Annotated in this window: 15 protein-coding genes; 9 read left to right on the top strand and 6 right to left on the bottom strand. The window is 53.3% G+C overall.

Annotated features, from left to right (window positions below):
- Positions 1 to 24 precede the first annotated feature (24 nt).
- Positions 25 to 693: a uracil-DNA glycosylase gene (gene ung, locus NSS83_RS08775; RefSeq protein WP_339219046.1), complete on the top strand. Its 669-nt coding sequence runs from the start codon at positions 25 to 27 to the stop codon at positions 691 to 693.
- Between the two features lie 31 nt (positions 694 to 724).
- Positions 725 to 1,129, top strand: coding sequence for a hypothetical protein (locus tag NSS83_RS08770; protein ID WP_341018019.1), 405 nt, complete (start codon positions 725 to 727; stop codon positions 1,127 to 1,129).
- Between the two features lie 79 nt (positions 1,130 to 1,208).
- On the opposite strand, the gene NSS83_RS08765 is transcribed toward NSS83_RS08770, so the two are convergent.
- Positions 1,209 to 2,345: an AI-2E family transporter gene (locus NSS83_RS08765; RefSeq protein WP_341184798.1), complete on the bottom strand. Its 1,137-nt coding sequence runs from the start codon at positions 2,343 to 2,345 to the stop codon at positions 1,209 to 1,211.
- Between the two features lie 173 nt (positions 2,346 to 2,518).
- On the opposite strand from NSS83_RS08765, the gene NSS83_RS08760 reads away from it, so the two are divergent.
- Positions 2,519 to 2,986 carry a hypothetical protein gene (locus NSS83_RS08760; protein WP_341348051.1) on the top strand — a complete coding sequence of 156 codons (468 nt, stop codon included), beginning with the start codon at positions 2,519 to 2,521 and terminating at the stop codon, positions 2,984 to 2,986.
- Between the two features lie 26 nt (positions 2,987 to 3,012).
- Here NSS83_RS08760 and NSS83_RS08755 read toward each other — a convergent pair whose 3' ends face one another.
- On the bottom strand, positions 3,013 to 3,330 hold the full coding sequence (locus NSS83_RS08755; RefSeq protein ID WP_341184800.1) for a hypothetical protein: 318 nt from the start codon (positions 3,328 to 3,330) through the stop codon (positions 3,013 to 3,015).
- A 387-nt stretch (positions 3,331 to 3,717) separates the two neighbouring features.
- On the opposite strand from NSS83_RS08755, the gene NSS83_RS08750 reads away from it, so the two are divergent.
- From NSS83_RS08750 to NSS83_RS08730, 5 genes are all read left to right on the top strand, one after another.
- Positions 3,718 to 4,479 carry a DeoR/GlpR family DNA-binding transcription regulator gene (locus NSS83_RS08750; protein ID WP_341348050.1) on the top strand — a complete coding sequence of 254 codons (762 nt, stop codon included), beginning with the start codon at positions 3,718 to 3,720 and terminating at the stop codon, positions 4,477 to 4,479.
- Between the two features lie 39 nt (positions 4,480 to 4,518).
- Positions 4,519 to 5,430: a 1-phosphofructokinase gene (gene pfkB / locus NSS83_RS08745; protein ID WP_341348718.1), complete on the top strand. Its 912-nt coding sequence runs from the start codon at positions 4,519 to 4,521 to the stop codon at positions 5,428 to 5,430.
- A gap of 46 nt (positions 5,431 to 5,476) precedes the next feature.
- Complete coding sequence (locus tag NSS83_RS08740; protein ID WP_341348049.1) at positions 5,477 to 7,426, top strand: fructose-specific PTS transporter subunit EIIC; 1,950 nt, start codon at positions 5,477 to 5,479, stop codon at positions 7,424 to 7,426.
- Between the two features lie 175 nt (positions 7,427 to 7,601).
- A complete protein-coding gene (locus NSS83_RS08735) occupies positions 7,602 to 8,102 on the top strand; it encodes a Crp/Fnr family transcriptional regulator (protein ID WP_341018027.1) in 501 nt (166 codons plus the stop codon).
- A gap of 321 nt (positions 8,103 to 8,423) precedes the next feature.
- Complete coding sequence (locus NSS83_RS08730) at positions 8,424 to 9,110, top strand: YitT family protein (protein WP_036698508.1); 687 nt, start codon at positions 8,424 to 8,426, stop codon at positions 9,108 to 9,110.
- Positions 9,111 to 9,238: 128 nt separating this feature from the next.
- Here the strand turns inward: NSS83_RS08730 and NSS83_RS08725 are convergent, their stop codons facing one another.
- The 4 genes from NSS83_RS08725 to NSS83_RS08710 all read right to left on the bottom strand — a co-directional run bounded on the left by NSS83_RS08725 (position 9,239) and on the right by NSS83_RS08710 (position 12,005).
- A complete protein-coding gene (locus NSS83_RS08725; protein ID WP_341184803.1) occupies positions 9,239 to 9,973 on the bottom strand; it encodes a class I SAM-dependent methyltransferase in 735 nt (244 codons plus the stop codon).
- A 77-nt stretch (positions 9,974 to 10,050) separates the two neighbouring features.
- Complete coding sequence (locus tag NSS83_RS08720; RefSeq protein ID WP_341184804.1) at positions 10,051 to 10,323, bottom strand: PQ-loop domain-containing transporter; 273 nt, start codon at positions 10,321 to 10,323, stop codon at positions 10,051 to 10,053.
- Positions 10,324 to 10,450: 127 nt separating this feature from the next.
- On the bottom strand, positions 10,451 to 10,885 hold the full coding sequence (locus NSS83_RS08715) for a MarR family transcriptional regulator (RefSeq protein WP_341184805.1): 435 nt from the start codon (positions 10,883 to 10,885) through the stop codon (positions 10,451 to 10,453).
- An 88-nt stretch (positions 10,886 to 10,973) separates the two neighbouring features.
- Positions 10,974 to 12,005 (bottom strand): NADH:flavin oxidoreductase/NADH oxidase, encoded by a 1,032-nt coding sequence (locus NSS83_RS08710; protein ID WP_341184806.1) that lies wholly within the window; start codon positions 12,003 to 12,005, stop codon positions 10,974 to 10,976.
- Between the two features lie 199 nt (positions 12,006 to 12,204).
- On the opposite strand from NSS83_RS08710, the gene NSS83_RS08705 reads away from it, so the two are divergent.
- The gene (locus NSS83_RS08705) at positions 12,205 to 13,065 is read left to right on the top strand and encodes an undecaprenyl-diphosphate phosphatase (protein ID WP_341184807.1); all 861 of its coding nucleotides are present in this window, start codon (positions 12,205 to 12,207) and stop codon (positions 13,063 to 13,065) included.
- Positions 13,066 to 13,215 lie beyond the last annotated feature (150 nt).

Below are 13,215 nucleotides of genomic sequence, written 5' to 3'. Positions count from 1 at the left end.
CAGGGGAATTGGGAGGAGAACAGGATGTTTGGCAACGATTGGGATGAAGTGCTTCAGGAAGAGACACAGAAGCCTTACTTTGAGGAATTGCGCTATGCTCTGGCACGCGAGTACAAGCAGTATACAGTCTATCCCCCGAAGGACAAGCTGTTCTCGGCGCTGAAGCTGACGCCTTACAGTAAGACCCGGGTAGTCATTCTTGGACAGGACCCGTATCACGGCGCAGGACAGGCCCATGGCCTTAGCTTCTCGGTCGAGCCGGGTGTAAGGATTCCGCCGTCACTCCGCAATATCTATGCGGAGCTGCATAGTGATCTAGGTGTAGAGGTGCCGGGTCACGGATCGCTGCTGCACTGGGCGGAAGAGGGTGTGCTGATGCTTAACGCAGTGCTGACAGTACGCGAGGGCCAGCCGAATTCACATAAGGGTCTGGGCTGGGAGACCTTCACGGATGCCATTATGGAGAAGCTGAACGAGCGGACAGAACCGATGGTATTCATCCTGTGGGGCAGTCATGCCCAGCTCAAGGGCGCGGTCGTGGACCGCAGCAGACATAAGGTGATCCAGTCTCCGCACCCGAGCCCGTTCTCTGCACACCGCGGATTTCTCGGCAGCCGCCCCTTCTCTCAGGCCAACCAGTATCTGGAGCAGCATGGGCTTAAGGGCATAGACTGGTCCATACCGAAGGTATAAGTAGTTCAGGCACAGGGAAGGGCGTGGAGCCATGAAGCATTGGGTTGGCAGACCGGTCATTATGTACTGCGGCGAGCAGCCATACACGATCATGAAAGGCGTTCTGCGCAGATGGGATCTTGCAGCTTCGGTAGCCGTCATCGGGCATCAGGAGATTGCCGTCCCTTTCCGCGATATTGTATACATCAAAGCTCTGGCTCCCAAAGAGAGAGCGTTGCCCCCGGTTCTCCATTCGGTCGGATATATTATGACAGAACGCCTGCAGTTTGATAATGCCGTCTATTTCAAATCAGCGGTTACCGTCTGGAAAGGAGACCAGCTGGTGGCGTTCAATGCGACGATCATCGCACATACCAAAGGCTCCGTGACGCTGCGGGACGGGCAGAATCTGCCTAAGGGCAACCACATCTTCGTGGTCCGTTCGCTCCGGGGCTGAAGTCCAGATTCATCCAAGTGTGTACATTGAAAAGCCCTCCGGCGCGGAGATCATCTGCGCCGGAGGGCTTTTTGTCCAACTATAGCTGATCGTCCTTGACAATCTCGATCTCAATCCCTGGCGGAGCGCCGGGCTCAGGGACGGGTTGATCCACCCGTTCGGCGACAATGATCTCGTAAATGCGCAGGAAGATGATTTTGATAATCATATAGACCGGAAGCGCAATGAGGACGCCGATCAGGCCGTAGAAGTCGCCCCCCACAAGTACAAGCAGCACCGTGGTCAGCGGATGCACATCCAGCGACTTGCCGTAGATGACCGGGGACAGCACGTTATCCTGAATCTGCTGCGCGATCAGAATGACAACGGCTGACCAGATCGCGAGTGAAGGCGATTCGATGAACCCCACGATAATAACCGGAACCGCCGCCAGCAGCGAGCCCACATAAGGAATGAAATTCAGCGGAATGGAGATCAAGGCGAGCAGCAGGGAATAGGGCAGACCGATCAGCAAAAATCCGATATACAGCAAGATGCCAAGCACCACATTAAGCAGGACGCGCGTAACGATGAAGCCGCTGAGTGCAGAGTCGATATCCTTGAACATCTCTTGGCCTTCCTTGCGGTACTTTCTCGGGATCAGGCCCTGAAGAATCGGAGACAGCTTATTGCCGTCCTTCAGCATATAGTAGAGAATGATCGGCAGGGTGGCGATTACCACGACAATACTGGAGATCACTGCGATCAGATTAGACATTGAATTCGTTACCCAGGTAATGACATTGTTCAGATACTCCGTCAGGCGTGTGGTCACATCTGTATCACCCTTGAAGAAGCGGGAGAGCGACGGATCATTCTGGAGCTTGTTGAACTGATTCTGTATACCCTCGACCAGATATGGCGTATTGTCAATGAAGTTCTGGATCTGCTCGCGCAGTGTAGGCCAGACCAGTACCCAGAATAGGACGAACAGTCCGGCGAACACAAGATAGATCAGCAGCACGGACAGCCCGCGGTTTACATTTTTGGTGCCCAGATAGTTGACGATCGGCCGCAGCAGATAATACATGAAGCCCGACAGCATCATCGGTACAAGGAGCAATTGAATGATAGATACCAGCGGTGTGAACAGAAAAATGACCTTAGAGCCCAGGTACAGAATCGTCAAAAAGGCGATAATGGCCAGGCAAGTCCGGAAATACTTGCTTTGAAGCATAGGCAGTCCCCCCTATCTCTTAAGTTATGTTTATATTTATGTATACGTATCTTTATAACCGAATTAGAAGAGATTGATTCACGACCGGCCGGAGCCGCTGTTGCCAGCAAGGTACAAGGCAGGTTCAACCGCCAGGCAGGGTGGTAATATCGCAGTAACAGGAGGGATGCCGCATGCCAATATTGATTTTGGGGATTTTTGGACACCGGAGTGATGCGGTGCTGGCGATCGGGGAATTGAAGGAGAACGGGATCAAGGCGAAGCATATCTCAGCCGTGACAAAGCAGAAGAACACGCTGGAGATCATCAGCCAGGATGGAGGAATCGGGGATGTGGAGGCAGGGCAGGGGAATAAGGGCTTGTTCGGCACAGCACGCGGACTCGGGGTAGGACTGGATATGGTGGCCGATTCAGCGGTCGCAGCAGGTCCGGCAGCCCGCAAGCTGGCGGGAGCAGATCTGGAGACAGACGGGCTTGCGGTCAGCCTGATCGGGATGGGCATTCCGCAAGAGGACGCGGAGGCGTATGCGGAGCATGCTGATCTGGAGCATATTATTGTTATTGTCCTTCTGCCTGAAGAGGAGCAGAGGGAGAAGGTGCAAGGGATATTTGCGAAGCATGAGGCCATTCCTTTGAAGTAAGCGATGGGTTGGGACAAAATAAACGTTCAACGCAGCCGGCGGGACTTTCGTCTGGCTGCTTTTTTTTTGCGGTTCTGTACGAACAGCACCGGGTCGATAACCGGACCTACCTTTCCGCCTGTTTCCTGGGTTACCTGCTTGGCTTTTACCAGAGAGAAAAAAGTGAACAGTTCCCCGAGAACGCCGAAGCCGGCAGCAATAATCGCATAATCCTCTGCACTGAGCTCCTCGGTTTCTACTGGGCCTTCGCTGCCCGCCCCTCCGTGGCCGTTAATGCCGCTGCTACTGCCATTGCCGCCGTTACCGCCCGCGCTGCCATATCCGTTGTTATTGTAATAGGCCATCTCCTGTTCACCCGCTTTTCCCCATATGTAATATAAATATGTCGCTCGCTGCCATTGTGAAATAGGCAATCGGGAGGTAATTTGCCGCACAGGATGATATAGTGACAGGGTGAAATGAGCAGAAATGAGCATAAGATGCTCCAATTCTTGCAGCAGAAGTGAATACGGCAGGAATGTCAGGGCTAAACTCATGATTTAGTGGCGAAAAATAAGCAGAGAAAGCCTCTTTACAGTTCATGAAAACGCTGTTACAATCATAAATGAGCACAAATGGTCAACATCAATCACGAGTGATTTGAATCCAGTCATCTTATCTTTAAATTCAGTAGTTACTGTATATATAGGAATCCGGCAGCGGGTAGCTGCACATCCTAAGGAGTGAGCTGCATGTTTGAAGAAGAACGCAAACGGATGATTCTGCTGTTTGTCGAGAAGCATACAAGAGCCTCGGTTCAGGAGCTGGGCCAGGAGCTGTCCGTCTCGGAATCCACTATCCGCCGGGACCTCAAGGAGCTGGAGGAAGCACGGCTGCTGAAGCGTACGCATGGCGGGGCGGTGTCCCTGCAGAGTGTGAACTTTGAAGCGGCGGTTCCGGACAAGGAAGACCGGTTCCTGGAGGAGAAGCTGCGGATTGCCGGGAAGGCTGTGGAGATGATAGAGGATGGCGATGCCATTCTCCTTGACGGAGGTACCACCACCCTGCAGATTGCCCGGGCGCTGAAACCGTTCCGCAATCTCAAGGTCATTACCAACTCGATCATGGCGCTGAATGAGCTGAAGGATTGCCGGCATATTGAGGTGTCCATTACAGGCGGGATGCTAAGGCCGGACACTATGGCTTTTGTCGGGCCGATGACCGAACGCTCGCTGGACATGGTGCGGGTGGATAAGGCCTTCCTCGGTACCAACGGGCTGGATATCCGCGAAGGGATTACGACGCCCAATATGCTGGAAGCGGCCACGAAGCGCAAAATGATCGCTGTAGCGAAGCAGACGATCCTGCTGGCCGACCATAGCAAGATCGGGCAGATCTCCTTCTGCAAGGTTGCAGATTTGCAGGAGATGGACCACTGCATTCTGGACACCGGGATACCGGATAGCTTCCGGAGGCAGCTTGAGAAGCTGGATGTGGATTATACACTGGTGTGATGGGATGGGAAGACAAACATTATAAATGAGGGATGAATGATGATCTATACGGTGACACTCAATCCTTCCGTCGATTATATCGTGGAGGTAGAAGAGTTAACATTAGGCGGACTCAACCGGATGAAGCGGGATATGAAGCTGCCCGGAGGGAAGGGAATTAACGTATCCCGTGTTCTGAAGCAGCTCGGCGTGGAGAATACGGCCACCGGATTTCTTGGCGGCTTCACCGGAGGCTATATTGACACTTGGCTGGGCCAGGAAGGGATATCCCGCGACTTCGTTCCTATTGCGGACGATACCCGGATCAATATCAAGCTTAAGGCCGGCCAGGAGACGGAGATTAACGGGGCCGGGCCAGTCATTACGGAGACCGAGACGGATTCGCTGCTGCACAAGCTGGAAGCCCTGGAGCCGGGTGACATAGTGATCCTGTCAGGCAGCACGCCACCTTCGCTCGGCGGAGATTTCTACAGCAGGCTGATTGCAGTATGCAAGCAGAAGGGCGCGGAGTTCGTTATTGATACAACCGGGCAGGCCTTGCAGGATGCCTTATCCCAGGGACCGCTGCTGGTCAAGCCGAATCACCATGAGCTGGCAGAGCTGTTCGGTGTTCAGATCAGCACCCAGGAGGAGATTATCACTTACGGACGCAAGCTGCTTACGGGCGGCGCTAAGCATGTGCTGGTCTCCATGGCTGGAGAAGGCGCATTGTTCATTACAGGGCAAGAGGTCTACCATGCCAGCGCTCCTAAGGGCCAGGTGAGAAATTCAGTAGGTGCGGGTGATTCGATGATTGCCGGATTCGTGGGCACCTTATCGCTGACAGGGAATGTGCTGGAAGCCTTCCGTGCCGGTGTGGCATCAGGAAGTGCCACAGCGTTCTCCGACGATCTGGCAGACAAGACATTGATTGAAGAGCTTCGTCCGCTTATTGCCATATCTCAGCTATGAATAACAGAGGTAAGAGGTTCAAGTACATTCGGGGAGTTGAGATTTGATGAAAATTACAGATTTGATGATACTGGAAACGATGATAATGGAGCTGCAGGCTACCACGAAGGAAGGGGCCATTGACGAGCTGATTGCCAGTCTCGCGGCCAGCGGCCGTATCACGGATGCAAAGCTGTTCAAGGAGAAGATTCTGGAGCGTGAAGCCCAGTCCAGCACGGGCATCGGCGGAGGCATTGCCATGCCTCATGCCAAGACCAAGGCCGTTAAGGAAGCAACGGTGGTATTTGCGAAGAGCAGCGCCGGAATTGATTTTGCCTCCCTGGATGAAGCACCGGCCCATATATTCTTCATGATCGCCGCGCCGGACGGAGCTGGAAATATGCACCTGCGAACACTCGCTGCACTGTCCAGGCTGCTCATTGAAAGCGAATTCATCGAACAGCTCATGGGTGCGAAGACACCTGCCGAGGTGTCTGCTTTATTCGATGCCAAGCAAGCGGAGGCTGAAGCTCAGGCGGAAGCGGAAGCCAAGGCAGCGGAAGTGAAGGCTGTTCCGAAGGCAGCCGCACCGCAAGCTGAACCGGCACGGATCGTTACCGGGAACCCGAATTCACAGAGCTTCGTAGTTGCTGTAACTGCGTGCCCTACTGGAATTGCCCATACCTTCATGGCTGAGGACGCTCTCAAGAAGAAGGCCAAGGAGATGGGCGTTAATATCCGCGTCGAAACCAACGGCTCGGAGGGTGCGCAGAATGTGCTGACACCGGACGAGATTGCCCGGGCCAGCGGGGTCATTATTGCCGCCGACAAGAACGTGGAGATGGAGCGCTTCAGCGGTAAGCCTGTGCTCCAGCGTCCTGTTAGCGACGGTATCCGCAAGTCAGAGGAGCTGATCCGGATCGCAGTAGCAGGGGATGCACCTATCTACCGCAGCTCTGGACGTAGTGAAGAAGGTTCTGCGCCTGTGAAGTCCGGTTCTATTGGAAGCAAAATCTATAAAGACCTGATGAACGGCATCTCGCATATGCTGCCGTTCGTAGTCGGCGGCGGCATTCTGCTGGCGATCTCCTTCCTGATTGAACAGGTGGCCAGCCCCGACAACCCGCTGGTTAAGCTGCTGCAGAGCATCGGCGGCGGTGACGGGGCCTTCCACTTCCTCATTCCGATCCTGGCCGGATTTATCGCGATGAGCATCGGCGACCGGCCTGCACTGATGCCGGGTATGGTCGGCGGTCTAATGGCCCTTAACTCCAATTCAGGCTTCCTCGGCGGTCTGGCCGCAGGGTTCCTGGCCGGTTACGTTGTGGTTATGCTCCGCAGAGCCTTCTCGGGCCTGCCGCGCACACTGGACGGACTGAAGCCGATTCTGCTCTATCCTGTATTCAGCCTGCTGATTACCGGTGCGATTATGTTCTTCCTGTTCGATCCGTTGTTCAGCTGGATCAATGGGGGACTGACCGATGTGCTTAATAATCTGGGCACCGGTAACAAGATTCTGCTGGGCTTGGTGCTTGGCGGGATGATGGCTATTGATATGGGCGGCCCGTTCAACAAAGCAGCTTATACCTTTGCTATCGGCGTGTTTACATCCAGCGGCAATACGAACGGAATGATGATGGCCGCAGTCATGGCCGGAGGGATGGTACCTCCGCTGGCGATTGCTCTGGCCACCTCATTCTTCAAGAATAAATTCACGGAGACCGAACGTAAATCCGGCGTAACCAACTATGTGCTGGGCTTATCCTTCATCACCGAAGGAGCCATTCCATTCGCTGCGGCTGATCCGTTGCGGGTGCTTACCTCCTGTATCCTGGGCTCTGCCGTAGCCGGCGGACTTACCCAGCTGTGGAACCTCAACGTTCCCGCACCGCATGGCGGTGTGTTCGTAGCCTTCCTGTCCAGCAATGCCGCGCTGTTCCTGTTATCTGTGCTGATCGGCTCCGTGATTTCCGGGCTGATCCTTGGGCTCTGGAAGAAGCCGATTGAAGCGAAATAACCTATTTTACCTTTCCCTGACACCGCCCGGGAGCAGAGACCATTCTCTGCCCCGGGCGGTTTCTTTACCGTTGAACTCATGAATAATGGCTGTTTTACGCTTGCCCCTCCATTTTGGTGTCTTATTTCGGTATAATTAAAAATATATATACAGAGAAGGCAAAGGAGAATGCGAAATGATTCTGCACAGAGGTGAGGTCTTATTCCGCCAGGGAGACGGCGGCCAGAACCTGTTCAAGGTGAAGAGCGGACTGTTCAAGGTCACGAGACTGCATGAGAACGGGAACATGGTACTGTTCAACCTGTTATATCCTGGTGAGACCGTTCCGCATCATTCCCTCATTTCGCCGAAGGAGGCGCATGGAACCGCAGTGGCGATGATGAAAAGTGAGGTCGAGCTGATTCCGGCTGCAGAATGGTACCGGGAGCTGAGGGAGAAGCCTGAGAAGGTGATGGAGATCGCCCTTTTGCTTCAGGAGAAGGTGCGGTTCATGCAGACGAGGCTCGATCATCTCACTGTTGGGACGCCGGGGGAGCGGATGGCTCTGCTGACCCGCTGGCTGACCGAATATTCTCATGGCGCACAGCTTACAGATCTGCTGACACAGGAAGAAATCGGACAATTGATCGGCGTCCGCCGCGAGACGGTCAACCGTCTGCTGAGAAATCAGGGCTGATTGCTTATTTTTGATGGAAACTGTTTAGAGTGGCCCTTCCGCGTGGTATAATCTATTCAGAACATATCAAACTAAAGAAAGGATCAGGATACCATGTGTCCCCGAAGGACGATTCCCCAAAGGACGATTTGGAAACGTTATGATCTGTCTTATACTTAGCTTCCCTGTAGAATGTGCGCGAACCGTTGTTCATTGACGAAGCCGCTTCTGCGAAGGGAAGGGAGTATTGTATGCGAAGGACTAACACCTCCTCACGTACATCCCCTCGTAGAGACCGGCACGAACGTCTAGCCGCCATATACGATAAGGGGAGACCGAGTAATGAGGAAACAAGACAGTGGCATGAGTTTGCCGCTCCGGTTAGCGATTATTTTGACCGGAACACTATTGCTTGCATTTACGTATTATCACATTAATTATCAGAACCACTTGACCGAAGGCGGATTCGTAGGATTGTCGCTGCTCGGCAAGTATGTACTGGGGATTTCACCATCACTAAGCATCCTGATTTTGGACATTCCGGTACTCATCATCGCAATCATTTTCAAAGGAAAGTCATTCGTAGTGAACACCTTCATATCCGTAGTGGCCTTCACGGTATTCTACGGGCTGATGGAACGCTATTCCGGCTGGGTTATTGACCTGCAGGATAACTTGCCGGTTGCGGCGCTGTTGTCCGGGGTATTGACAGGTCTGGGCGCAGGAATGGTCCTGCTGGGCGGCGGGGCGAGCGGCGGGGACGATATTTTGTCCGTGCTGATCAGTGAATGGAAAGGTATTAAGGTAGGAACCGTATTTATCCTGATGGATGTAATCGTTCTGGCTTTTTCCCTCTTCTATATGCCGTTAAGAGAAACGCTGTATACGGTGATGGCTGTAGTTGTAGCCGGTTATGTAATCACTTTTACAACCTCTCTGGGCAGACGGAAGCTGGTTCAGGCACCTAAGATTCCGTCCGCACTTGCCAAGACTCAGGAAGGCACAGTGAATGTGAATAATGCAATGTGAACTCCGTGAACCACGGGGATGATAAAAGGTCAGCGGACTACCGTCCGGCTGGTCTTTTTTTTGCGCATGTCTGCACCTGAGTTCGCATATCTGTTTGGTCTGCATTAATACTGTATATTCTATAACAGCTACCGCTTCACTGCCGATAGCAGCAGAAACATCGGACGCCGGGTCTCCTCCTGCCAGGCAGGATTCTGCTCCAGCATATCCGGAGTCGGCTGCAGCTCGGAGATCCCGGTCAAGGTGAAGCCGGAACGGATCAGTGTATTGATATAGGTAGCAGCATTCCGGTGGTATTTCATGACGACATGATTGAGGAAGTCAGCCTGCCGCACGCCTTCCAAGTGATAGTTGTCGACGGGCCAGTGCTGCTTCTCCCCGTCCGGGCTGTAATGCCAATCCTGCGCGGCGAGCGCGGTGAAGATCGGATGCTCTACAGAGAAGACGAAGGCTCCCCCGGGCTTCAGACAATGCCGGACCTGGCGGCAGAGGCTGCCGAAATCTTCAATATAGTGGATCGCCAGCGAGCTGATAACGGTATCGAATTCATCCGCACCAAAAGCAGCATCCTCAATCGCCAGCCGTTGATATTTAATCTGCGGATCATGAGTCATCGCTCTGGCCCGCTCCAGCATATTCTCTGAAAGATCGATGCCTACAACGGAATCTGCCCCCTGCTCACGGGCATACCGGCAGTGCCAGCCGAAGCCGCAGCCCAAATCAAGCACCCGCTGGCCCGTCAGATCAGGCAGCAGGGTACGGAAGACCTCCCATTCTCCGGCAGCCTCCAGCCCGCCCGTAGAGCGGGGCATCTGGCTGTAATTCGCAAAGAAACCCTCATCATCATATTTATTCTGCTTCATTTACAGTACCTCCCACATCCTTTTGTTACAGAAAGTATAACGCAGATAGGACGGAGGTGCAGCCTTTAAAACCAACGTTACCCTTGGGTCCGGTAGCGGATAATCAGCAGGACTACCGTTGTTACAACGGCTAGTGATAAGGAATTGGTGATCAGAAAAGCAAATCCGACCCCTTGCGCCGCCAGGTTAACCGCATATGCCTCCATAAGAAGGATGCCGAGCAGCATCAGCAGGTAAGCTTTCAGACTGAGATCTGCAACCGAACGGGTCCGGAGGATCTGCACAATCTGCGGAATCCAGCCTAATGACAGAATAAGGCCGCCGACCAGCTGCATAACAGAGAATACCATTCATACACCCCGCTATTCTTAATTACGTATTAGTATGATGTATGCTCAGGGAGAGAGGGAGGTTCAGACAAAAAACCGCCGCCCCTCGGGAGGGACGCCGGTTGCCCCGGCAGGCAGCTGCCCGGGTCTAGGATTGCTTCAGCTGGATAAGCTGCTCCAGCAGCAGCTGCGTGTCGTCTACAGGAAAGGCTTCCTGCAGCACTTCATTAACGGTCTGCTTCGCCCGGTCAACCTTGTCCTGGCCAATGGCAGTCAGTGAAGTATAAATGCTTCTGCGGTCTGTCTCGCAGGATTTGCGCTCAAGCGCTCCGCAGCCCTTGGCCTCGAAGCGGCTGACCAGCCGAGACACAGCGCTCTGGCTAAGCCCGACCATTGATTCCAGCTGCTGAAGCTTCAATTTTTTCTCAGGGGCTTCGGACAGAAACAGCAGAACATAGAATTCCTTAAGCGATAGCTCATAGTTCTCGGTCAGCTTCGCTTCAAGGGCTGCGGCCACCTTCGTCTGTATAAGAGAGAGCGATACCCAGCTGTTAATCAGATCATTCGAAGGGGGGTTAGTCATGTCTTCCATCCTCCCGGTGTATACCTGTAATGAGTAGTAGTTGTTATAAGTATACCATCACCATAGGCAACCTGCTGACGAATTGTCCTTAACGCGGGAATCCTAAGGCATACTGCTTAGGCACATCTGCGTCTTGGCGCAGCGTCACACCCGCTTCCAGTGTCCAGTAAGGATTCCGCAGCATTCCCCGGCCTACCGCCACCAGGTCAGCTTCTTCATTGCCGATTACGGCATTGGCCAGCAGCGCTTCATCCAACCGTCCTACAGCAATTACCGGCACGTTCAGCTCCTGGCGGATCGTTCTGGCCAGCGGCAACTGATAGGCTGCATGGTTGCCCGGTCCATTCTCTGCGTCAACTGCTCCCTCACCGCCTGAACTGATATGGAAAATATCGGCCCCGGCTTCCTTATAAGCTCTGCTGATCTCCAGACCCTCTTGGATGCCATAACCGCCTTTCACATATTCCCGTGCGGAAATCCGCATGATCAGCGGCATATCCTCAGGCATAACGCTCTTGGCGGCAGCGATAACCTCCCGGCCGAACAAGGTCAGATCCTGTCCGTATTCGTCAGTCCGCTGATTGGTCAGCGGCGAGTGGAACTGGTGAATCAGATAGCCATGGGCGCCGTGCAGCTCAATGGTGTCGAACCCGGCCTGAACCGCACGCTCTACGCCCCGTTTGAATTTCTGGACCATGTCTTTAACTTCTTCTGTTGACAGGGCATGAGGAGTTTTGGACTTGCCGTCATAAGGAATAGCGGAAGCGGAGACAGGGACGCTGGCATCCTCCGCCTTACGCCCGGCATGGGCCACCTGAATTCCAATTTTGGCCCCATGGGCATGACTGGCTTCCACAATCCGCGCCAGCGCCGGGATCTGTTCATCAGACCACAGCCCCAGATCATAATCGGTAATCCGGCCATCCGGCTCCACATCGGCCATCTCGACAATAATTAGTCCGGCACCGCCGACGGCACGGCTGACATAGTGGTTGTAATGCCAGTCGTTAGCAATTCCATCTTTATTGGTAACTGAATATTGGCACATGGGCGGCATGACAACCCGGTTCTTCAGCTTTAAGCTTTTATACTCATAGGGGGTGAACAGATCTTTTGTCATGGGTCTCGCTCCTTTGATGTAAATGGAATTGTTGAAATAATGAATGCATGCGCATGCATATAAATATAAGGTGTACGTTCCGGTCTGTCAAGTCAGCGTTATGGATTAGACTCTGCAATATTGCATGGTATCTGTAAGTTTCAGAAATAGCTGTGCGAGTTTACAACTATTATAATGAAAACAATTTAGGGGGCTAGTTATGGAGCTGCTGACTATTATCAAAGCAATTATCCTGGGCATTGTGGAAGGGCTGACCGAATTTGCTCCGGTATCCTCGACAGGCCATATGATCATCGTGGATGATATGTGGCTTAAATCGCAGGAGTTCCTGGGTAAATATACGGCGAATACGTTCAAGATAGTCATTCAGCTGGGCTCCATACTTGCAGTCGTCATCATTTTCCGCAACCGGTTCATTGACCTGCTGGGACTGAAGAGGTTCAGCCGCAAGGAATTGACTGTAGTCCCAGAAGGTCAGCCGCAGGCTCCGGCAGAAGGCAGGCTGAAGCTGGGCCAGGTGATCGTAGGGCTGATACCTGCAGGTGTATTCGGATTTCTGTTCGAGGATTATATTGATGAACATTTATTCTCGATATCCACAGTGCTGATCGGACTGGTGATAGGAGCCGTATTTATGATCTGTGCCGACCGTTTTGCGCCTGCGAATACCCGGACTGAGAGTGTGGATCAAATTACATATAGGCAGGCGCTATCAGTCGGATTGATCCAATGCATTTCCCTGTGGCCGGGTTTTTCGCGGTCGGGGTCGACGATATCCGGCGGGGTTCTGCTGGGCATGAGCCACCGTGCGGCAGCCGACTTCACCTTCATCATGGCGGTGCCGATTATGGCCGGGGCGAGCCTGATTTCACTGCTGAAGAACTGGCAGTATTTTACGCTGGATGCCCTGCCGTTCTTCATTGCCGGGTTCATCAGCGCCTTCGTATTCGCACTGGTATCGATGCGTTTCTTCCTGAAGCTGATTAACCGGATCAAGCTGCTGCCCTTCGCGATCTACCGGATTGTACTTGCGGGTGTGGTTTATCTGATCTGGTTCTGATTTCGCCGGAACTCCATGTCTAAGCTGCTCCTCCTTTATGAGGGTGCAGCTTTTTTGGCGTTCTGCTATAGGGAATCTGTATAGCCGGATTGCGTGGAATCTGTTGCGGGGCGCTGGAGGCGTGCAGTAAGATGGCATCAGATTAAGGCT

This window comes from Paenibacillus sp. FSL H3-0469 (genome assembly GCF_038051945.1).
Classification (GTDB): domain Bacteria; phylum Bacillota; class Bacilli; order Paenibacillales; family Paenibacillaceae; genus Paenibacillus_AQ.
This window is presented reverse-complemented; position numbering and strand designations above follow the sequence as displayed.

Bases quoted from the DNA above. Each gene is read 5' to 3' on its own strand.
- NSS83_RS08750 (WP_341348050.1), top strand. From the start codon at position 3,718: ATGTTTGAAGAAGAACGCAAACGGATGATTCTGCTGTTTGTCGAGAAG.
- NSS83_RS08710 (WP_341184806.1), bottom strand. From the start codon at position 12,005: ATGACAAAAGATCTGTTCACCCCCTATGAGTATAAAAGCTTAAAGCTG.
- NSS83_RS08765 (WP_341184798.1), bottom strand. From the start codon at position 2,345: ATGCTTCAAAGCAAGTATTTCCGGACTTGCCTGGCCATTATCGCCTTT.
- NSS83_RS08730 (WP_036698508.1), top strand. From the start codon at position 8,424: ATGAGGAAACAAGACAGTGGCATGAGTTTGCCGCTCCGGTTAGCGATT.
- NSS83_RS08705 (WP_341184807.1), top strand. From the start codon at position 12,205: ATGGAGCTGCTGACTATTATCAAAGCAATTATCCTGGGCATTGTGGAA.
- NSS83_RS08755 (WP_341184800.1), bottom strand. From the start codon at position 3,330: ATGGCCTATTACAATAACAACGGATATGGCAGCGCGGGCGGTAACGGC.
- ung (WP_339219046.1), top strand. From the start codon at position 25: ATGTTTGGCAACGATTGGGATGAAGTGCTTCAGGAAGAGACACAGAAG.
- NSS83_RS08735 (WP_341018027.1), top strand. From the start codon at position 7,602: ATGATTCTGCACAGAGGTGAGGTCTTATTCCGCCAGGGAGACGGCGGC.
- pfkB (WP_341348718.1), top strand. From the start codon at position 4,519: ATGATCTATACGGTGACACTCAATCCTTCCGTCGATTATATCGTGGAG.
- NSS83_RS08720 (WP_341184804.1), bottom strand. From the start codon at position 10,323: ATGGTATTCTCTGTTATGCAGCTGGTCGGCGGCCTTATTCTGTCATTA.
- NSS83_RS08760 (WP_341348051.1), top strand. From the start codon at position 2,519: ATGCCAATATTGATTTTGGGGATTTTTGGACACCGGAGTGATGCGGTG.
- NSS83_RS08740 (WP_341348049.1), top strand. From the start codon at position 5,477: ATGAAAATTACAGATTTGATGATACTGGAAACGATGATAATGGAGCTG.
- NSS83_RS08715 (WP_341184805.1), bottom strand. From the start codon at position 10,885: ATGACTAACCCCCCTTCGAATGATCTGATTAACAGCTGGGTATCGCTC.
- NSS83_RS08725 (WP_341184803.1), bottom strand. From the start codon at position 9,973: ATGAAGCAGAATAAATATGATGATGAGGGTTTCTTTGCGAATTACAGC.
- NSS83_RS08770 (WP_341018019.1), top strand. From the start codon at position 725: ATGAAGCATTGGGTTGGCAGACCGGTCATTATGTACTGCGGCGAGCAG.